The organism is Balneicella halophila (assembly GCF_003096835.1).
GTDB classification, from domain to species: Bacteria; Bacteroidota; Bacteroidia; order Bacteroidales; family Balneicellaceae; genus Balneicella; species Balneicella halophila.
In genome coordinates, this window is record NZ_QENZ01000003.1 from 551,755 (window position 1) to 572,908 (window position 21,154).

Below are 21,154 nucleotides of genomic sequence, written 5' to 3' on the forward strand. Positions count from 1 at the left end.
TACCACTTAAACGAAAAGTAGGGATTCAATTCTATGGGACTTCGAATATAGAAATAAACTGACTGTGTATTGTATTGAAAACAAATCATTTATGTCTCTTTTTTAATGAAGAAATAATTATCTAATAAACTTACTAAAGCATTTTTGTATTTTTGTGGAATAGATATTTATAAAAAGGATGATGAAAAAAGGGATAATTAGGATAGAGGATATGAAGTTTTACGCCTATCATGGGTGTTTTGATAAGGAAAAAGTCGTGGGAACTCCTTTTGCAGTTTCGGTGCGAATGGAATATGATGCTAGTAAAGCTATGGAATCAGATGATATTGATGATGCCCTCAATTATCAAAAAGCGTATGAACTTATTGCTGAAGAAATGCAAGAAACTTCTAACTTGTTAGAGCATGTGGCTCAGCGAATCTTGAATTGCTTGTATGATAACTTTTCAGAGTTGTGTTTTGCCAGAGTGCAAGTTAAAAAAATTGCTCCACCAATGGGTGGTGAGATGAGTAATGTTAGTTTGACTTTAGAACGATAATTGTGATGGATAACGATGCAACATACGAACAGATATTTTCTGAGAGCATTCCGAAGTCTGAAACAATTATTTTTGAATCACTTTTGCCGAAATATAGAAAATTAAAAGCGATAGAATGGGGCATTTTCTTTGGTATTTTATTAATAGGGGCGATTGCAGCGTATATTTTTATTGATGAGATTCCTAGTTGGATATTTATTTTATTTATTTCACTTTATGTGCTGACTCTTAATTTTGTTTACCTTTCTATTTATCGTGGATTTAGACATAAAGGTTTTGCTATCCGAGAAAAAGATGTGCATTACAAAACAGGGTGGATCACTCGGAGTATAACCACAGTTCCAATGAGTCGCATACAGCACATGAAGGTACAACAAAGCGCCATAGAAAAGCTTATGAACTTGGCTAAGCTAAATATTTATACTGCAGGTGATTCTTCTAATGATATGACCATAAGAGGAATATCTTTCGAAAAGGCACAGCAACTCAAAGCCTTATTGTCTGGGAAAATTGAAGAGAATGACCAAGATTGACTTTAGCATACCACAACGGAAAGATGTGCTTGGAGTTATTCTATCCATAGGATTTTTTTTGAGGAAATCCTTTGAAGCTTTCTGGGCATTTTTTGCCTACCTATTGTTGAATAGCCAATTAGATATTTTCACAGATTACAAAACCTACATCGTTTTTTTTATTATAATTGTTATGATTGCCATACATAGCTATTTGTCATGGAGGTATTTCTATTTTTATATTAAAGATGATGAGTTTGTCATTGAAAAAGGATATTTGAAAAAGAGTATCACAACCTTGCCTTTAGAAAAAATCATTTCTGTAAATACCAATCAGAAATTGTTACATCAGTTACTTGGTGTGGTCGAAGTAAAGGTGGATTCTGCAGGTACTGACAACAAGGAAGTTAGTATCAGTGCTGTGAAAAGAAAGTTTGCTATGGCTCTCGAAGAAGCACTTAGTTATGCATCAAAAAGTAGTATAGAGGATAAAGAAGAGGCAGAAGTTGATAGGAATTGTGAAGAAATCATTTCATTGTCACCGTCTAATTTGCTCAAAATAGGTATTGCTAGAAATCATATTTACGGACTGATGTTGTTGTTGGTTTTTGGCAATCAAATTTATTATCAGATTAAAGATTTTTTTGATGATGAGATTGATAAGGTCTTGTCTGAGACTGCTTATACGCTGGAGCATGCCAGTCTAATGATATGGGTTAGCGTAATCATTTTTATTGTCATTGGGGCAATTATTATTTCATTTGTAAGAACATTTTTAGCTTATTATGATTTTAAGTTTTTGAAAGTAAACAAGGTATTTTTGCTCCAATCAGGTTTGTTGAAGCGAAAGAAGATTACAGTTCCATTTTCAAGAGTGCAAGCTTATCAGCAGTCTGCAAATCCTTTACAGAGATTACTCAAAATAAAAACAGTGCGATTAATACAGGCGAGTAGTGGAAATGTGACAAAAGATGCAGAGAAAGTCTTAATTCCTGGTTGTGAAAACGTTCAAACTGACCGCATTAAATCAGCAATATTCTCTAAAAAATTAGATGCTGGACTGGTCATAAAACCTCATTGGGCATTACGCAATAGATTGTTTTTTGAAAAATGTTTTCTTCTGCCTCTTCTAGTGATTCCAGCATTCTTATACCCATGGTTCTGGGTGTTGACTTTTATTTATTTGGTTTGCATTCTACTGCTTTCTCATTATGAATATAAAAGGCGCGAGTATCGAATTGATAACACACTGCTGCATGTAAGGTCTGGAGGTATAGTCCATGCTAACAGTTTCATAGAGCATTATAAAGTACAAGCTGTTCGTATTTCTCAAAGTTATTTTCAAAGGAGACGAAATACAGCCTCTTTACATCTTGGCTTGGCAGGTGTTGAAGTTTCTTTGAGCTATATACCTTATGAAACAGCTGTGAAAATCAAAGACTTCTTATTGCATGAGGTTATAAATACCAAGAAAGATTGGATCTAAGTTACAGCTAAAAATTATAAAGCACATGCAACTGGAAACGGGTCAATCCCACTCTGTTTGTATCTTTCACCTTCATTTTAACATTTGGAGTTCCATAATCGGCATATATCTGAGTAATTTCTGCGATAATTTTAAATGTTTTGTGTTGTAACGAGATGCGTGGCGCTACTTTAAAAAGCTGGTTAATGTCTTTACCTCTTGTATAAACGCCGTTTTCTGCTATCACTTCTTCTGATGCTCCTAAATTCTTTGAATAAGCAGCAAAAAGCCCAAAATTAACAAGAGAGGGATAATGAGAAACTATTTCTCCCCAACTTGATAATGAAGCAATTGGGGTATAATTATATTCTCCCTTTGCTTGATTAATACCACTTACCGCATAGCCTCCAAGTAATCTCATATTATTGCCATTTTCAGCATATATTCCCTGTAGCTTATATTCCATTTTGGAAGTTTTCACAGCGCTATATACAGCGAGATGGTAACTCTGAATGCTTTCATCAACCTTATTATTTTCGTCATTTACCGTACGGGGCACTAACTTTTTGGTTCCACCGACAGCTCCGATTGTCCATTGTGATAACGGTTTTGCTTCTATATGAAGATTAAATTCAGGGATACCGGAATTAGAGATGTAGTCTGCACTTGCACCTTGAGGGCCATCAGATTTGAAATTTAGTTGAGAAAGAGCAGTAATGGAAGCCTTAATGTCTTTAGTAAAATGGTATGTATAACGTATTTGCGGGTTTCGAGAAAGCACGCCTCCCGGGGTCCCTAAGCTAATTAAAGAAGTTGTGGGATAACAACTTGTAACAAACATAGGGTGCCAATATTGTCCAACAATTAAATTAGATTTGTTTCTTTTATAATCTAAATATGCATGCCTTATTCGGAATTGTCCAATATCTCCTTGACTGATACCATAAAAATCGGCCTCTAAATATGAAGAGAGACTCCCACCCCATAATGAAAAAGATGTTGTTTTGACTCTAAGTCGGCTATGGAGTGTATTGAAATGGAATTTTGAGACATCATTCAGATCATTGCCATTATCATCAATAATTTCAGGTGCAGGGTAAAAGAGAAAATCTCCGTTGCGACTGCTAATGCCTTCACGCGTATCGTAGAAAAATTTAGCAGATATAAAACCGCTAAGTTCCACTTTAACTTTGTCATCTGTTTGTCCGAAACTGCCATTTATTGCACTAAGGCTCGCAATGATAAATAATATAAATTTTTTCATAGTACTAATAATTTATGCTTCTGCTTTAAGGGGAAAAATAGTTTACAGGTAATAAAAACGAATGCAAATGTAAGTCAAGTTGTATAGATTACTTGCCTGCTTGTTTATGTTATATACCATTTTGTAATCTTTTTCTAAGATGAATTTTCTTAAAGTAGAGGTTTGTAAGAATCGAAGCTGGATTCACTGTTTTTCTTAAATAAGGTTAAGAGTGGTGCTATTTTTGTCAATTCCTATAACTTTGTATTTGTAAAAATTATAATCATCATGAAGAAAATTTATATCATCAATTTATTTTGTGTCTTTTTATGCACAAGTACTTTTACACATGCGCAGGAAACAGATAAAGCCGCTTTTGATCTTTCTAAGAATTTAACCATCTATCATAATATCCTAAAAGAATTAAACCTTCTTTATGTGGACAGCTTAGATAATGAAAAGCTCATTAATAAAGGAATTGAAAGTATGCTGGAGGAATTAGATCCTTATACTATCTATCTGAATGAGAAGGATATGGTTGACTTTAAAACACAAACTACTGGAGAATATGGGGGAATCGGAACTCTTATTGGAAAACGTGATGAGCATGTTTTTATTTCTCAAGTTTATGAGGGATTGCCTGCTGACAAAGCCGGACTGAAGGCTGGTGATAAAATTATCTCTATAAATGGGGAAAACACCGTTGGTATGGATATGCAAGAGGCTACCGATATTATGAAAGGCAGACCAAACACTTCATTTACTATGACAGTGGAGCGCCCCTATTCGGATCAAAAGGTACAAACATTTACGATACATAGAGAAAAAATCCAGTTAGACTGTGTTCCTTATGATACTTTGTTGAACAACAATGTTGGTTACTTATTGTTTACCAATTTTACCAATAAGGCAGAGCAAAGAGTGAAAGAAACAGTCAAAAAGCTTAAGAAAGAAGGAGCAACTTCTTTGATTATTGACCTAAGAGGTAATCCCGGGGGCTTGTTAGACCAAGCAGTAAAGGTTGTGAATTTATTTATCCCTAAAAATGAAACTGTTGTAGCAACTAAAGGGCGTATTTCACAGTGGGACAGAAGCTATCAGACCACAAAAAACGCATTAGATGAAGAGATTCCTATTGTAATATTGATTAACAGGGGGTCTGCTTCGGCTTCAGAGATTGTTGCAGGAACTATCCAAGATCTAGACAGAGGGGTAATTATGGGAACGCATTCTTTTGGAAAGGGGTTAGTACAGACGACTCGAGAAGTTGGTTATAATAGCAAATTGAAAGTGACCACTTCAAAATATTACATACCTAGTGGTCGTTGTATTCAGGCTTTAGATTACACGCACAGAAATGACGACGGAAGTGTAGGACACATACCTGATTCCTTGATCAGTGCTTATAAAACTCGTAATGGTCGCACAGTGTATGATGGAGGAGGTATTATGCCGGATATAAAGGTAGAGAGCGAAGACTTTAGCAATTTAACAAAACAGTTGTCAAGAACTTATCAGATTTTTGATTTTGCAACTTGGTATGCAAACACACAGCCTAAACCGAGTAGTTTAGTTACAGTAGATGATAATTTATTCGAAAAATTTGTTTCGTTCGTCGATACCTCTGACTTTGATTATGAATCTGAGAGCTATTCAATGCTGAAGAAACTCAAAGAGGCTGTAGCTAAAGAAAAACACGAGCACGCTCCAGATTTATCAGCTGTTGAAACATTGCTAAAACCAAAGTTAAATACTGACTTGTGGTTGTATAAAGATGAGATTGAAGATTTAATCGAATTTGAAATTAACAAACGATTTTTCTATCAAAAAGGAGGCTATGCCCAAGCCGTTCATACTGACGAAACTGTTGAAGAAGCTGTAGAGTTACTCAATGATGGAGAGAAATATAAGGGGATGCTAGATGGAACTATTCCAGTAGATAGTAGTATAAAACAAAAGCAAGAGAAAGATGACTAGAGCGTCTTTCTCAGAAATGAGGCAAGGGCTCTTACAGCCTTGCCTCTATGGCTAATTTTGTTTTTCTCACTGCTAGCCATTGTTGCGAAAGAATCTTCATACCCATCAGGTAAGAAAACTGGGTCATAACCAAAGCCCTCATTTCCTTGTTTGCTCTCTAAGATTTTACCAGTTACTTCACCTTCAAATAAATGCTCATGCCCATCGATGATTAAAGCAACAACAGTACGAAAACGAGCTTTTCGATTTTCAATACCCTTTAACTCTCTTAATAATTTTTGAATGTTGTCTTCAAAACTGCAATCATCACCTGCATAACGAGCAGAATAGACACCGGGAGCATTATCAAGAGCCTCCACTTCTAAGCCAGTGTCATCAGCAAAGCAGTTCTTAGAATATTTATCGTAGATATACCTGGCTTTTTGTAATGCATTTCCCTCAAGGGTATCTTGCGTCTCGGGAATTTCTTCTACGATACCAATCTCCCTCAATGATTTTACATCAATATTTGCAGGTAAGATTTCTTTTATCTCTTCAACTTTATGGGAGTTATTGGTTGCGATGATTAGTTCCATAACTAATTACTCTTCATTCTCAAACACACCGTTGGTGTTATTAAAAACATTGTTTGAATGCTTTAAACCACTATAGTTTTTAAGAACACCTTTCACAGAACCTACACGAATTTTTGCTTCTACCATAACAGGAACTTTATTTTCATCTTGAGTTAGCCAAACACTCATTCCATCACCGTCCTCAAACATAGCACCGTTTGGAAGCACTGGTGTTATACGGTAGCATTTAACTTTTAATCCGCTCTTTGTCTTAATTTCTTCTTTGCCACGGTAGCGAATTTCAACATTGCTTATTTCTGCATCTACCAACATTTTAATAGGTATTCTATCTCCTTTGTTAAGAGCTTCATAATCAATATTCCGTGCATAATAAAGAACGTTCATTAGATTAGTCACGCATCCATTAAAAGGAATGCTTGAGTTTTTTTGTTTGCCTTTTTTATTAATAAAAGCATTTATTGTATTGTTAGAATAATTGTAGGTATAGACATGTCTGGCTTTATAACTTCCTTCATTAGTAATTCTATCTAATGAATAGGGAATAAGGGTTTCCTTATCAACAACCGAAGTTAAAGTGTCTCGTAATGAAAAAAACATATCAAAGGCTTTTGCATTACGACCAATGCCTTTTAACTCATAGGCTGGTTTCCCTAGAAACTCCGTTTTTTTTACATTCATTGTTATTTTACCCGCATTCACCCAGAGAAGTCCCCAGTTGTAATATCCGGTAAATTCTAATTTTTCTCCTGCAGTAAATGCGTTGTTTTCTATACATTGTGCATTCAGATGAGATACGCTAAAAGCACTTAGTGCAATTAATAATATGACAGTCTTTTTCATTTTTTCCTTTTTTAATTATTTAGATTCCAATCAACTTCTAATTCCCAATTGGATCTTAACTCTATTTCTTTAGAAAAGATTTTTGTTCGTTCAGGCTGGCGTTGAGTTTCATAATCTCCAACATCCCATTTACCGTTACCGTTGGTGTCCCATAGCGCTTTTAGCTGATAGGTTGCTGGGGGTAGATTTTCAAAAGTAATTACTTCGCCCTCTGTCCAATTTTGTTGTGCTATGACTACATTCGGATTACTTTTCTTCACCAGTTGTATGAGAACATTTTCTTCTCCTCCTGCAATCATTACAAAGAGTTTGCCATAAAATGAATTATCATAAGTAGAGAAAGAGTTTTCTAGCTTTTTATTCGGTCTTCCTCCGCTGTCATAGACAGCCATTGAATCTATTCTAATAGTATATTCTTCATTAGGTTCTATTTGGAATATGACATGATACTTTCTGTGTGGTAAGATACTGTCAGGTGTTAATGTTAATTCAATAGGAGAACTGATAGTATCCTTTTTTGTAAAAAGAGCGACATGCTCTTGATTTAAAGTTGTGACTGGTCGTTCAAATGTCAAAATAAGCGGATCGAAATAATTTATTTGACCTGACATATTTGTCTGAATATCCATAAACTCTATATTGGCCCCTTCTTCTTCCTCTTTTTGTTCTTTTTTGCTTTTTTTCGGTTCTTTGTAAACCAATTTTAATGTGTCATCATAAGGGCTGAGATAACCTAAAGTGTCAGTTTTTAGATAAGATAATTTTGCTAATAGTGTGTCTTTTTGTGCTATATCTTTATCCGCAATCCAATAAATTAAACTGTCATTAGTTTCATTACTTTCAGTATAGAATGGAACGTCTTTTGAACTATTTAGTATTTCTATAGATAGAGAATCTTTAAGTGGCGCATTAAAAAGGAAATTCAGTTGTTCAGGCAACGGGCGAGTATAATCTTCTAGATATTGCAGACTCTTTACTGGAGTATACATGCGTAGTTGTAAACTGATGTTTTTGAATAAAGTATATTTATCCAACTGTAGAGAATCTTGATCTCCTCGGTCGGTTTCTGAGGTATGCACATTCTCTTTTAGAAAAGCTATAGGTTCATCATAATCAAGCATGCTATTGCTGTTCTCATCTTGAAAAGCGATTATTTTGTATTCTCTGTCCACAATATTGTTAAACATAAAAAAACCTAAAGTATCAGTTTGGGCAATGTAGTCAGGCAATTTTTGAAAAGGATTTAGGGTGTCAGTAGGAATATACAGTGCTACAGTAGCACTTTGTGCAACAGTATCTACTTGTGCCCCTTTCACATAACCTGCAATACCCATTCGGTCAATTTGATCACCAGTGGAGAACACATAACGATATTCGCCAAGCGGATTTCCTTCATTATTATCTACAATGGCTTTCCCAAAGTCTAGAGTGTAAGTTGTATTCTCTCGTAACGTATCTCTTAAATCTACCACAATTTGCTTTTCTTTGAGCCGTAACTTAGGTTTTTTCTTTTGTGGTGGTGAAATCATGACATTTTGAGAAGCATTTTCCAGTTTTACAAATTCATTAAAGTCAATTACAATCTTGTTTCTATCAAAATAAAGTGTATAGTTTTCTGGGTATGTTCGAGTGATTCTTGGTGGTTCTTCATCTTTTTCTCCGCCTGTAGGGATGCCTGGATTAGCACAAGATAGCAGGAGGAAGGTAAAAAATATGATGATTTGATATTTTCTCATAAAATAAAAAGTTCAAAGGTTTTTCCTTTCGTTTTTTGAAGTAAACAAAGATACAAACTTTTATTACTATTAATAGCTAAGCTCTTATCGCTTTTTTACGCAGTAACGAAATTAAATAAATAATTTAGAGTTTCATCTGTACTGGAAAAACAGAAGGAGCAATTCGCTAATATATTTTCGTTATTTTTGTAAATTACAATTAAAAAAATAAATACGAATTAGCTATATGGCAGTAGAGAAAAAATCACTCAATTTTATTGAGGCTATCATCGAAGAATATTTAGAAGAAAAGGGAGAAGGTGCAAAGATACACACACGTTTTCCTCCTGAGCCTAATGGATACTTACATATTGGGCATGCAAAGTCAATTTGTTTAAATTTTGGATTGGCTGAGCAATATAATGGCCTGTGTAATTTACGTTTTGATGATACAAATCCTGCCAAAGAAGAACAAGAGTATGTAGATTCTATTAAAGAAGATATTAAGTGGTTGGGCTTTATGTGGGATAACGAATGTTTTACCTCAGATTATTTCCAGCAACTATATGATTGGGCTGTACAAATGATAAAAGACGGTACCGCTTATGTAGATGACCAATCTCCTGCTGAGATTGCAGAGCAAAAGAAAACTCCCACAGAGCCAGGAATTAAAAGTCCCTATAGAGATAGAAGTGTCGAGGAGAATCTAGACCTTTTTGAGCGAATGAAGAATGGAGAGTTCCCTGACGGATCTAAAGTGTTGAGAGCTAAAATAGATATGAGTTCTCCAAATATGCATATGCGCGATCCAATTATGTATAGGATTTTAAGAAAAGCGCATCATCGGACTGCAGATAACTGGTGTATCTACCCAATGTATGATTATGCACATGGTGAGAGCGACTACATCGAAGGTATTACTCATTCTATCTGTACACTAGAGTTTGAGGTGCATCGACCTTTGTATAATTGGTTTTTAGAGCAAATCAAAGATGGAGAATATGCGCCTGTACAGAGGGAATTTGCACGCCTAAACCTTTCGTATACCATAATGAGTAAAAGAAAGTTATTGCAATTAGTCAATGAAAGGCATGTAGCAGGCTGGGATGACCCAAGGATGCCAACCATTTCGGGAATGCGTCGTAGAGGATATACACCAGCTGCCATACGAAAGTTTGCAGATACTATCGGGGTTGCTAAACGTGAAAACGTTATCGATGTAGCATTACTTGAGCATCACGTGCGTGAAGATTTGAATAAGATAACACCTCGCATGATGGTAGTAACCGATCCTGTAAAAATCATATTAACAAATTATCCTGAAGGGATAACAGAAAAAGTGTATGCGGATAACAACCCAGAAGACGAGAGTGCAGGAAAACGAGAGATGACTTTTTCAAGAGAACTTTATATTGAACGCAGTGACTTTATGGAAGATGCTCCAAAAAAATATTTTCGTCTTTCTTTAGGTAATGAAGTGCGATTGAAGCATGGGTACATTATTAAAGCTGAAAGTGTCGTAAAAGATGAAAATGGAGACATTACAGAGATACATTGCTCCTATGATGCTGATAGCAAGAGCGGTAGCGGTACTGAAGCAAGCAAGCGTCGGGTGAAAGGAACGCTCCATTGGGTGTCTGCGGAGGTTGCCCTTCCAGTGGAAATACGTTATTATGATCGTTTATTTACTGATGAAGCTCCAGATGGTCATAAAGACAAAGACTTTTTAGACTTTATCAATGAACATTCCTTAGAGGTTTCCCACAAGGCCTTGGCTGAACCTGCTTTAAAGGACGCTAAGCCAGAAGACAAGTTTCAGTTCCAGCGCATTGGGTATTTTTGTGTAGATAAAGATAGTACGCCTGAACACCTAGTTTTTAATAGAACTCTAACGTTGAGAGATACTTGGGCAAAAATGCAGAAGAAGAAATAAGCAGATTCATTGAAAAAAAATAATTTGTATTAAAAAACCATGAAGGGTTATCGAATTATCGATAACCCTTTTTTCGTGAATCTATATCATTTTCTAGTTTAAAAATGATAAATTTGTAGGTTATAAAAACAAATATTTTTTATCAAAACCAAATACAATGAAGATATTAAAGTCTATGAGTTTATTATTAATTGGCGTGGCTATGGCTACGGCATCATGTGACAAGAAGGCTGAAGACCAACCTCAAGATCAGCAAGATTTTGAGTGGTTAGCAGAAAAGTTTGCAGACCTCAAAATTATTAGATACCAAATTCCACAATGGAACAAACTTTCATTGAAACAAAAGGAACTGGTTTATTACCTTACTGAAGCTGCGTATAGTGGTAGAGAGATTATCTATCAGCAAAATTACCGTTATGGTTTGGAAATCAAACGTGCTTTGGAAAATATCTATACAACCTATGAAGGCGATAAGTCGACTGAAGATTGGAAAAATTTCCAGACATACGTAAAACGTATGTGGTTTTCCAGTGGTATTTTTCATCACTATGCGAATGTAAAGTTTGAACCTAAGTTTTCCAAAGAATATCTTACTCAATTAGTAGAAGAAACTAACACAGAAATTTCTGATGATGCGTTTGATGCTATATTCGACAGATCTGATGCTAAGAAAGTAAGCTTAGACGCAAACAAAGATTTGTTGCTATCATCAGCTGTGAATTTTTATGGAACTGATGTAACTGCTGAGGAGGCAGAACAGTTCTATGCAGAACAAAAAAAGAACGAGAAAGATCACGACCGTCCTAATGAGTTAGGATTGAATACCAGATTAGTAAAAGAGAATGGCGAACTGAAAGAGCAAGTATATAAAGTTGGAGGACTTTATAGTGAAGCTATCGAGGAGATTGTTTATTGGCTAGAGAAAGCAGTAACTGTTGCAGAAAATGAAAAGCAAGCGAAAGCCTTGAGGATATTGATTGAATATTTCCAAACAGGTGATCTTGACAAATGGACTGAATATAACATTGCTTGGGCAGAAGCTACGGATGGTGATGTGGACCATATTTTAGGTTTTGTAGAGGTGTACAATGACCCAATGGGGTATAAAGGTTCTTTTGAGTCTATCGTGCAAATCAAAGATTTCGATATGACGGAAAAGATGAAGGTGGTAGCTGAAAATGCACAATATTTCGAGGACAATTCTCCAATCATGGATGAACACAAGAAAGAAAATGTGGTAGGGGTTTCATATAAGGTAGTTAACGTTGCTGGTGAGGCAGGTGATGCTTCTCCTTCCACACCTATTGGAGTGAATTTGCCTAACAATAACTGGATACGTGCAGAGCATGGTTCTAAATCAGTTTCTTTAGGAAATATTGTCTATGCATACTCACAGGCTGGAGGAGAAAGTATCTTGAAGGAATTTGCTTATGATAATGATGAAATAGAACGCTCTAAGAAATACGAAGGAGTTTCTGACAAAATGCACACAGCATTGCATGAGGTTATCGGTCATGCATCAGGTAAGTTAAATCCAGGAGTTGGAACTCCAAAGGAAACCTTGAAAAATTATGCTTCTACACTGGAGGAGGCTCGTGCAGACTTGGTGGCTTTGTATTATATGCCAGATACTATTTTATTGAACTTGGGATTGTTTGAGAATGAAGAAGCTGCTAAAGCTCAATATGATGGTTATTTGCGAAATGGATTGATTTCTCAATTAATTCGTATAGAATTGGGGCATGATATCGAAGAAGCACATATGCGTAACCGTCAATTAGTATCTAAATGGGTCTTGGAAAAAGGCTCAAAAGACAAAGTGGTAGAATTGGTGAAGAAAGATGATAAAACTTACGTTAAGATAAACGATTATGCTAAACTTAGAACTTTATTTGGAGAGTTATTAAGAGAAATCCAACGCGTAAAATCTGAAGGAGACTATGAAGCGGGGCGTGCGTTAGTTGAAAACTATGGAGTGAAGGTAGATCAAGAACTTCATAAAGAAGTTTTAGCTCGTGTAGAGAAGTTAAATATTGCTCCTTATGGTGGATTTATCAATCCAAGATTAGAAGCCGTTATGGATGCCGATACAGTTTCTGATGTTAAGGTGCATTATGACGAAACTTTCGAAGAACAAATGCTACGCTACTCAAAAGAGTACAGCTTTTTGCCCACGAAATAGTGGAGCGTTAGCATATTAATTTTTGAAAAAACGTTCGGGGCAAAGCTTCGGACGTTTTTTCATTTCAAAATAATATTCAATACAATCTGGAGAGATATTGAAATTCAGAATTTGACTACCTTTACAAAAATATGGCGAGTAAGAAAATACATAAAGGAGACTTAGAAATGAATAATACAGCAAGGTTTTTACAGTCTCAAATTTCTAAAATTCCTTTTCCCACACCAGAAAACCATACATTCCAGTTTATAGATTTATTTGCAGGTGTTGGCGGTTTTCGCCTGGCTATGCAGAGTGTTGGGGGAAGGTGCGTCTATTCCAGTGAATGGAACAAGGATGCCCAACAGACGTATTATACTAACTTTGGAGAACTTCCTTTTGGTGATATTACCAAAGATGAGACAAAAGATTCAATTCCTCAAGGATTTGATGTTCTATGTGCAGGATTTCCTTGTCAAGCATTTTCTATAGCAGGGCATAGGAAAGGATTTTCTGATACACGAGGAACGCTGTTTTTTGATATAGAGCAGATTATAGAGAAGCATAGACCCAAAGCCGTATTCCTTGAAAATGTAAAAAATCTTGTTTCTCACGATAAAGGAAAAACATTTAAAGTAATTCTTGAGATCTTATATGAAAAGTTAGGCTACACAGTGTTTTATCAGGTTCTAAATTCCATGACTCACGCTAATATCCCACAAAACAGAGAACGAATATTTATTGTCGCTTTTGATCCCAAACAAGTGCCTAATTACGAGAATTTTGTCTTTCCAGAATCCATTCCTCTGACTCATTCTATTCAAGATTTTTTAGGTAAAGGGAAACAAGAAGATAAATATTATTACACGAAAGCACATAAGTATTACCAGGAGTTGGAGAAAGCAATGACGAATAAAAATAACGTTTATCAATGGCGTAGAGTGTATGTCCGGGAGAACAAAAGTAATGTATGCCCAACACTTACAGCCAATATGGGGACAGGCGGTCATAATGTTCCTCTAATAATAGATGATTTTGGATTTAGAAAGTTAACACCTAAAGAATGTTTTGCTTTTCAAGGCTACCCAATGGAGAGATACGTATTGCCGGATATTGCTAATGGAAAACTCTATATGCAAGCCGGTAATTCTGTAACAGTACCGCTAATAGAGCGTATCAGCAACCAAATTTTAAAAGTTTTGTAAAAGTAGAATGATTGTTTAAATAAAAAAACCGAATACGTGGTGTATCCGGTTTTGCTATAACTTTATGGATTTTAATTATTTTTTTAGAATCTTGTCTAGTACAGTGTCTTTATCTAATTTTTTTGTACAGAAGAACCAATCTTTACAATCTAATTCTTCTTTACCAGACATGCGCTCCTCAGCTAGATCTGACGTTTTTGCAGGTGGTACGATTACGTCATCTCCTGGTCTCCAGTCTGCTGGGGTAGCAATTCCGAACTCATCAGTAGCTTGAAGAGCAATCAGTGTTCTGTAAATCTCATCGAAATTACGTCCGGTACTTAGTGGGTAATACATTAATGTACGAATGATTCCTTCAGGATCAATGAAGAAAACCGCACGAACAGCTTGTGTGGTGCTTTCACCAGGCTGAACCATTCCATATTTCTTTGCCACGTTCATAGACACATCATCAATTAGAGGGAATTTAACCTCTACATTCTTCATGCCGTTATATTCTATCTTTTCTTTGATTGTTCTCAACCATGCAATGTGACTGTGTATTCCATCAATTGATAGACCTATGAGTTCACAGTTCGCTTTTTTGAATTGCTCATGCATCACTCCGAAAGTCATAAACTCTGAGGTACATACAGGAGTAAAGTCAGCTGGATGACTGAACAGAATTGTCCACTGTCCTTTGTAGTCACTTGGAAAGTTAATTTCACCTTGAGTAGTTACTGCTTTAAATTCAGGTGCTTTGTCACCTATTCTTGGTAATGTTACCATTTCTATTTCTTGATTTTCCATGTCGTAATACATTTTTAATGAGTTAATTAACGGTTTTGTCTATACATACAAATCTAAGATTTATAATCGATAATAAAAAATAAATGCAGAGGATTTCGTATTGATAAAATCAATGTAATAAACAAGGTTTATTATATATGAAAAATAAAACTTTAAGTGCTAAAAAAATGCTTTTTCAAACTGACGTTAACTACTTCTATAAATATAAGTTCATTATGCTTTAATTAAGAAAGATGAATAAATTTTGTGAGTCATCAAATACGTGATAATTTTGCATCTATTCTAAAATGTAAAGGAGTAAGAGGATGACAGAATATAGTGAGGAGCGGGAGGCTAAGGTTAAACGATATATGCCTTATATTTTAGCCACAGCTATTTTTATGCAGATGTTGGATTCTACAATCCTGAATACAGCCATTCCAGCTATTGCTAGTGATTTAGGAGAATCCCCATTGAATATGCAAGGAGCTATTATTAGTTATGTGCTTACATTGGCTCTTTTTATTCCAATAAGCGGGTATTTTGCTGATAAGTTTGGTACTCAGAAAACCTTTTTGGTATCCTTAGTGATATTTATCATAGGTTCTGTTTTATGTGCATCATCACAAAGTCTCAATTTTTTAATCTTTGCGCGTTTTGTGCAAGGTCTTGGTGGTGCTTTGATGACGCCAGTGGCGAGATTGGCATTAATCAAAACTTATCCGAGAAACGAATATGTACAGGCGATGAATTATGCCATTATTCCTGCTCTATTAGGACCTATTGCAGGACCATTAGTTGGTGGATATCTAGTGGAATATATCAGTTGGCATTGGATATTTTTAATAAATATACCTTTTGGTTTGTTAGGCTTTTACATGGCATTGAAATATCTGCCCAATTTTGAGGGCGTAAATACAAAGCTTGATTACAAAGGATTTTTAATTTTTGGTACAGCTTGTCTTTTGCTCTCTGTGGCACTGGAATATTTAAGTGAACTTGATAGGATTGTTATTGTTTCACTTTTAATTCTTGCGGGTGTGATTTTGTTGTATTTGTATTACTTGCATGCTAAAAAGGTGGGTAGATCAGCTATTTTCCCTTTACATTTGTTTCAGGTTAGAACTTTTAGAGTAGGTATCGTAGGGAATCTTGTATGTCGCTTAGGAGTAAGCAGTATTCCGTTGTTAATCCCTCTTTTGATTCAAGTGGCTTACGGAAGGTCTGCAAGTACTGCAGGCTGGATTATTGCCCCTATGTCAATCTCAGTAATGGCTACAAAGTCAGTGGTAGTGCCTATATTAGATTATTTTGGGTATAGGAATATTTTAAAAATTAATACATTGATCATTGGTGTTATAATTATTATCATTGGTTTTGTTCCACAGAACTGGAATATCTTATGGTATGTGGGTATATTGATTATTCTTGGTTTTTTCAATTCTATACAATTTACAACAATGAATGCCATCTCCATAGCTGATTTGAGAGATCATCAGACAAGTAGCGGTAATAGTTTACTCTCGGTTAACCAACAACTTTCTATGGGATTCGGAATTGGAATAGGACTAGCCATATTGCGTGTTTTCAAGAGCTCAGAAGTTATTACAAACAACGATGTTTACTTTGCCTTCAAATATACCTTTATTTTTATTGGATTACTGACTATTCTTTCCAGTTTTGTATTCTCTCGATTGAATTACAGAGATGGCGATAATCTAAAAACTAAGAAAGCAAAGTAAAAAAGCACCGCCAGTATTGGCAGTGCTTCCGCTTTTCAAGATAAAAATGAGCTTTGTTAAACGTATATGAAAGATTTATCTTGTAAAACTATATTTTAACCCCATAAAGATGGTGCGGGGCTTTCTTGGTCCATAAATGTAACCGGCGTCACGGTCAGCACCTTTGTCGAAGTCATCTTGGAAGCTATTAAAAGCATTTTGTATTCCGGCAAATAGTTCTAAACAATTATCTTCGTTAAAGTCCCAGTCATATGATATTTTAAAGTTATTCTCAAGGAAAGTGGGTGTTTCTTTAACCACCGTAAACTCGGTGTCTGGTTCTATAATATGAGGAACATGCATCTTACCAGTGTACACTCCCGACCAAGAAAGACTAAGTGGCTCTATAGGGTTGTACGTGAAAGAAAAGAACCCATATGCATCTGTAGTCCGTAATATTTTGTCTGTAAAAACTGCACTTCTTTGGTCGTTTGCATCGGGCTCCCAAACTAATTCGGGCGTGTTGTATTCTGATTTTTGTAACGTAAATCCTAGCTGTGCTTGGAATTTTTTAGTGTAGGCAACGTTTAGTTCAATATTTCCCCCGGCTACTTTCACAGCATCTCCATTTTCTTTTCTTTTTACTTTTACTCCTGAAGGTAGAGTCTCCACCTCAAGGCTCGTAAATGGATCATTAATTTTTGTATAAAAACCTTCAAGGACAAAATTTGCTTGAAAATCTCCTAAGCTTTTCGTATAGTTTAATGATCCTGTGAAATTATGAGATTTCTCTTCTTTTAAATCTGGAGATAGTTGTACAAAAACAGCATCGCCTCCTACGGTTTCAATATGTAGGTCTTCATCAAAAGCTTGAGGACCTCTATACCCTTGTGCATAGGAAAATCTTAGTTTCATTTCTTTGTTAATATCATACATTGCTGTCGCTCTTGGTACAAAAACATCAAGAGTTTTGTCTGTATCAAAATTTTCTCCGCTAAAACGATATTCACCATCAATATTTACATGATCATACCGTCCTCCTAGTAGGAATGTTAAAGGTTCAATAGGTTTTATTTCTAATTGAATATAGGAACCCAACGTATTTACTGTTTGGTTGATACTTCTATTGTAACCACCCATTTCATCATTTACGTCATTGTGTTGATATTCTCCTCCTGCCGACACTGTAAATTTGTCATTGATATCATAACTATATTGTACGCCTGATGCAGAAGATATAACTTTAGAACGACCGTAAGAATTCAGTGCTAATAAATCATCTTCAGTGAAGGTGTCTCCATCGGAAAGCACTCTGCCTCCACCTCCATAATAACTCTTACGTTTCGTATCTTGAACAGAGGTATAAATAGAGAATTTATGTTTGTAATCATTTGAGTACTGTTCAAAAGAGAGCCCCCCTGCAATAATCTTATGATCCAGTTGTTCTGTTAGGTCAGTTTGATGAGGTTCTAAGTCTAATTTATTTCCTCCGCGACGAAATTCATTGATGCTATGCATATTGAGTTTTAACTTTCCTTTTTCTGAGGTATTCCAAAATGCGTCCATCCCAAAGGTATTATTTTCTAATTTCGTTAACTCTGTGTATCCATCATCATTTGCGTCCCAAGGCTTTCTGTTTCTGTTAGAAGCAAAAATGCTGATCCCTTTGTCTAAGTCATCACTCACGATATTTCCATTCAAGGTTATTATTCTGTCTGAACGATTCATGTCTGTGAACCCTTGGTTAAGACCAAATTGAAAAGAATCATTTATCGGATCCTTGGTAATGATATTCACAGTACCTCCGATAGCGCTACCGTCGTATAGTGCCGAACCTCCGCCTTTTACCACTTCTACACGGTCTATCATATTGGCAGGAATCATATCCAAGCCATAAACACCTACAAGTGCAGAGTAGATAGGGGGACTATTAATAAGTATTTGAGAATAAGCACCTTCTAACCCATTCATTCTCAGCTGAGAAAATCCGCAGTTCTGACAATTTGTTTCCACACACAGTCCAGGTGAGAAAGCAAGACCTTCAGATAATCTTAAGGATTGTGTAGATTGAAATAATTTAGGAGAGATTCTGCTTACGATAACAGGAGCTTCGTACGTAGCTACTCCATTTCGAGTTCCCGTTACGACTACCTCATCAATATTCAACAAGTCCTCTTCTAAATTTACATTTGCAGTAATAGCTTCACCTGCACTTACATTTACATTTTTTGTTGCTGTATGAAAACCTAAGCACGACACCGATAAACTGTATTCTCCAACAGGAACTTTTTGAATAATATAATTACCTGAAGAATCTGTTACGGCACCATTTCCCTTGAGTCCTTTTATTTCTACTAGACAACCAGGCACTGGTTCTCCATGGGATGTGACCATTCCCTTTACAACTCCTGTGTTAGCATAACTCACTACTGCCAATAGGAGTAAAGAAATTAATAGTATTGTTTTCTTTTTCATTTTACAAGTCTTTATTTTTATTCTTGTGTTGCAAATACAATAAGTTAGATTAGCCTAACAATAAAATTCAAAACAATTTCTTATTTTTGTGTTGAAAACTATAAATGAGAGTTCATTATGCCGTCCGATACGAAAGAGAATTACCTTAAAGCTATATACAGTTTAGAAGAGAATGGAGAAAAAATATCACTATCTGCCTTGAGTAAACGTATTGATGTGAGTATTCCTACGGTAAATAATATGGTAAAGCGTCTGCAAGAAGAAGGCTGGGTTATTTATGAGAAATATAAGCCTATTATCTTAACTGACGAAGGACGCAAGGTAGCCTCTCATATAGTTCGTAAGCATCGCTTAGCAGAGATGTTTTTAGTGGAGACTATGGGGCTAGGCTGGGAGGAAGTTCATGATATTGCTGAGGATTTGGAACATATTAATTCTGAGACTTTCTTTAATAGAATAGATGAAATGTTAGATTATCCTAAGTTTGATCCCCACGGTACCCCGATACCTGATAAAAATGGAAAAACGGTTTCTCAAAACTACGAAAGTCTGTCTGCAATAGAACCAGGTCAAAGTGCAGTTTTAAGAGCGTTGGATCATGAACAAAAAGAATTCTTAGTTTTTCTGAATAAAAAGAACATTGCTCTGGGAACTGAGATAAAAATAGAGGAAAAAGAACCCTTTGATGAAAGTGTGGTAGTCGCTTATGACCAATTTAAAAATGTAGTCTTAACGAAAGATGTTTGTGATAAACTTCTTGTTGAAAAGGTTCACAAATAGCAGTAATTTTATATCTTGCACAGAATTCATATGGACGATTTTTTAAATATACAGCATTTAGCAACAACGAATAAGGAAGAAGAGTTTGAAAACAAACTTCGTCCTATTTCTTTTGCTGATTTTCAAGGTCAACCTCGAATAGTAGAAAATCTTCAGGTATTTGTTGCTGCAGCTATTCAACGAGGCGATGCACTTGATCATGTATTGCTACATGGACCTCCAGGCTTAGGAAAAACTACCCTTTCTAATATTATTGCAAATGAATTGGGAGTTGGTATAAAAGTCACTTCTGGTCCTGTTTTGGACAAACCGGGGGATTTAGCCGGATTATTGACTAATTTGGAACCGAATGATGTCCTGTTTATTGATGAAATCCATCGATTGAGCCCTATCGTAGAAGAATATTTATACTCTGCTATGGAGGACTATAAAATCGATATTATGATAGATAAGGGGCCTGCAGCCCGTTCCATACAGATAGAGTTAAATCCTTTTACACTTATTGGTGCTACTACACGTTCGGGATTACTTACGAGTCCATTGAGAGCAAGATTTGGTATTAATTCTCACATGGAATATTATGATGCCCAAACGATAAAGTCTATTATTGAACGTTCTGCTAATATTCTTCAAGTACCTATAGATGAAAAAGCATCTTGGGAGATTGCATCACGTTCCAGAGGAACACCACGTATTGCTAATGCATTATTGCGACGCGTTCGTGATTTTGCTCAAGTAAAAGGTACAGGTACTATTGAAATTGAAATAACAAAGTATGGGTTAGAAGCTTTAGATATTGATAAGCATGGATTGGATATTATGGATAATAAAATCCTAACCGTTATTATTGATAAATTTAAAGGCGGACCTGTCGGTATCTCTACTATAGCTACGGCGGTAGGTGAGGATGCCGGAACGATTGAGGAAGTTTATGAACCATTTTTAATTAAAGAAGGATTTATAAAACGCACTCCAAGAGGCAGGGAAGTTACTGATAGAGCCTATAATCATTTAGGAAAATCAAATCCTAATGCTATGAATCCGCAACAAACATTATTGTAAAAATTAAAACATTCTATAACATAGTAGTTTCTCTAGCACTAATTCTTGTCGTATTAGGAATAGTATTATTCTTTGGTATGTATCCTTTTAGTATGGCTGTTATTATACTTGGTTTTTTACTTTTGAGCATTCATACATTAAGTACCATACGCTTTCAAAAACCTAAGCTTAGAGATTTTATTAA

Annotated in this window: 16 protein-coding genes; 10 read left to right on the forward strand and 6 right to left on the reverse strand. The window is 35.6% G+C overall.

The annotated features are described in order from the left end of the window. Positions 1-178: 178 nt before the first annotated feature. From folB to C7377_RS02525, 3 genes are read left to right on the forward strand one after another with little or no spacing between them, the layout of a single operon-like run. Positions 179-538, forward strand: a complete 360-nt coding sequence (folB, locus tag C7377_RS02515; protein ID WP_116495749.1) for a dihydroneopterin aldolase — start codon at positions 179-181, stop codon at positions 536-538. Between the two features lie 5 nt (positions 539-543). After that, positions 544-1,071, forward strand: coding sequence for a PH domain-containing protein (locus C7377_RS02520; RefSeq protein ID WP_116495750.1), 528 nt, complete (start codon positions 544-546; stop codon positions 1,069-1,071). Then, on the forward strand, positions 1,058-2,536 hold the full coding sequence (locus C7377_RS02525; RefSeq protein ID WP_116495751.1) for a PH domain-containing protein: 1,479 nt from the start codon (positions 1,058-1,060) through the stop codon (positions 2,534-2,536). The genes C7377_RS02520 and C7377_RS02525 overlap by 14 nt, the downstream gene beginning before the upstream one ends. 7 nt (positions 2,537-2,543) lie before the next feature. On the opposite strand, the gene C7377_RS02530 is transcribed toward C7377_RS02525, so the two are convergent. Beyond that, positions 2,544-3,779, reverse strand: a complete 1,236-nt coding sequence (locus tag C7377_RS02530) for a hypothetical protein (protein WP_116495752.1) — start codon at positions 3,777-3,779, stop codon at positions 2,544-2,546. Between the two features lie 267 nt (positions 3,780-4,046). Between C7377_RS02530 and C7377_RS02535 the strand changes: the two genes are divergently transcribed. Further along, positions 4,047-5,735 carry a S41 family peptidase gene (locus C7377_RS02535; protein ID WP_116495753.1) on the forward strand — a complete coding sequence of 563 codons (1,689 nt, stop codon included), beginning with the start codon at positions 4,047-4,049 and terminating at the stop codon, positions 5,733-5,735. On the opposite strand, the gene C7377_RS02540 is transcribed toward C7377_RS02535, so the two are convergent. The 3 genes from C7377_RS02540 to C7377_RS02550 are packed head-to-tail and all read right to left on the reverse strand — an operon-like array spanning position 5,732 to position 8,886. Beyond that, positions 5,732-6,310, reverse strand: a complete 579-nt coding sequence (locus tag C7377_RS02540; protein WP_116495754.1) for a non-canonical purine NTP diphosphatase — start codon at positions 6,308-6,310, stop codon at positions 5,732-5,734. The genes C7377_RS02535 and C7377_RS02540 overlap by 4 nt on opposite strands. Positions 6,311-6,316: 6 nt before the next feature. Beyond that, the gene (locus C7377_RS02545; RefSeq protein WP_116495755.1) at positions 6,317-7,150 is read right to left on the reverse strand and encodes a DUF3108 domain-containing protein; all 834 of its coding nucleotides are present in this window, start codon (positions 7,148-7,150) and stop codon (positions 6,317-6,319) included. Between the two features lie 11 nt (positions 7,151-7,161). Further along, positions 7,162-8,886 carry an Ig-like domain-containing protein gene (locus C7377_RS02550; RefSeq protein ID WP_116495756.1) on the reverse strand — a complete coding sequence of 575 codons (1,725 nt, stop codon included), beginning with the start codon at positions 8,884-8,886 and terminating at the stop codon, positions 7,162-7,164. Positions 8,887-9,112: 226 nt separating this feature from the next. Between C7377_RS02550 and C7377_RS02555 the strand changes: the two genes are divergently transcribed. The 3 genes from C7377_RS02555 to dcm all read left to right on the forward strand — a co-directional run bounded on the left by C7377_RS02555 (position 9,113) and on the right by dcm (position 14,164). After that, positions 9,113-10,798 (forward strand): glutamine--tRNA ligase/YqeY domain fusion protein, encoded by a 1,686-nt coding sequence (locus C7377_RS02555; protein ID WP_116495757.1) that lies wholly within the window; start codon positions 9,113-9,115, stop codon positions 10,796-10,798. A gap of 157 nt (positions 10,799-10,955) precedes the next feature. Beyond that, positions 10,956-12,980 (forward strand): dipeptidyl-peptidase 3 family protein, encoded by a 2,025-nt coding sequence (locus tag C7377_RS02560; RefSeq protein WP_116495758.1) that lies wholly within the window; start codon positions 10,956-10,958, stop codon positions 12,978-12,980. 131 nt (positions 12,981-13,111) lie between these two features. Further along, the gene (dcm, locus tag C7377_RS02565; protein ID WP_207778392.1) at positions 13,112-14,164 is read left to right on the forward strand and encodes a DNA cytosine methyltransferase; all 1,053 of its coding nucleotides are present in this window, start codon (positions 13,112-13,114) and stop codon (positions 14,162-14,164) included. 75 nt (positions 14,165-14,239) lie between these two features. Here the strand turns inward: dcm and C7377_RS02570 are convergent, their stop codons facing one another. After that, a complete protein-coding gene (locus tag C7377_RS02570; protein ID WP_116495759.1) occupies positions 14,240-14,953 on the reverse strand; it encodes a peroxiredoxin in 714 nt (237 codons plus the stop codon). A 305-nt stretch (positions 14,954-15,258) separates the two neighbouring features. On the opposite strand from C7377_RS02570, the gene C7377_RS02575 reads away from it, so the two are divergent. Continuing rightward, on the forward strand, positions 15,259-16,674 hold the full coding sequence (locus C7377_RS02575; RefSeq protein WP_116495760.1) for an MFS transporter: 1,416 nt from the start codon (positions 15,259-15,261) through the stop codon (positions 16,672-16,674). 75 nt (positions 16,675-16,749) lie between these two features. On the opposite strand, the gene C7377_RS02580 is transcribed toward C7377_RS02575, so the two are convergent. Beyond that, a complete protein-coding gene (locus tag C7377_RS02580; protein ID WP_116495761.1) occupies positions 16,750-19,128 on the reverse strand; it encodes a TonB-dependent receptor in 2,379 nt (792 codons plus the stop codon). Between the two features lie 117 nt (positions 19,129-19,245). Between C7377_RS02580 and C7377_RS02585 the strand changes: the two genes are divergently transcribed. Together C7377_RS02585 and ruvB are read left to right on the forward strand one after the other, a co-directional pair. Further along, a complete protein-coding gene (locus tag C7377_RS02585; protein ID WP_116495762.1) occupies positions 19,246-19,908 on the forward strand; it encodes a metal-dependent transcriptional regulator in 663 nt (220 codons plus the stop codon). A 30-nt stretch (positions 19,909-19,938) separates the two neighbouring features. Continuing rightward, positions 19,939-20,970, forward strand: a complete 1,032-nt coding sequence (gene ruvB, locus C7377_RS02590; protein WP_116495763.1) for a Holliday junction branch migration DNA helicase RuvB — start codon at positions 19,939-19,941, stop codon at positions 20,968-20,970. Positions 20,971-21,154 lie beyond the last annotated feature (184 nt).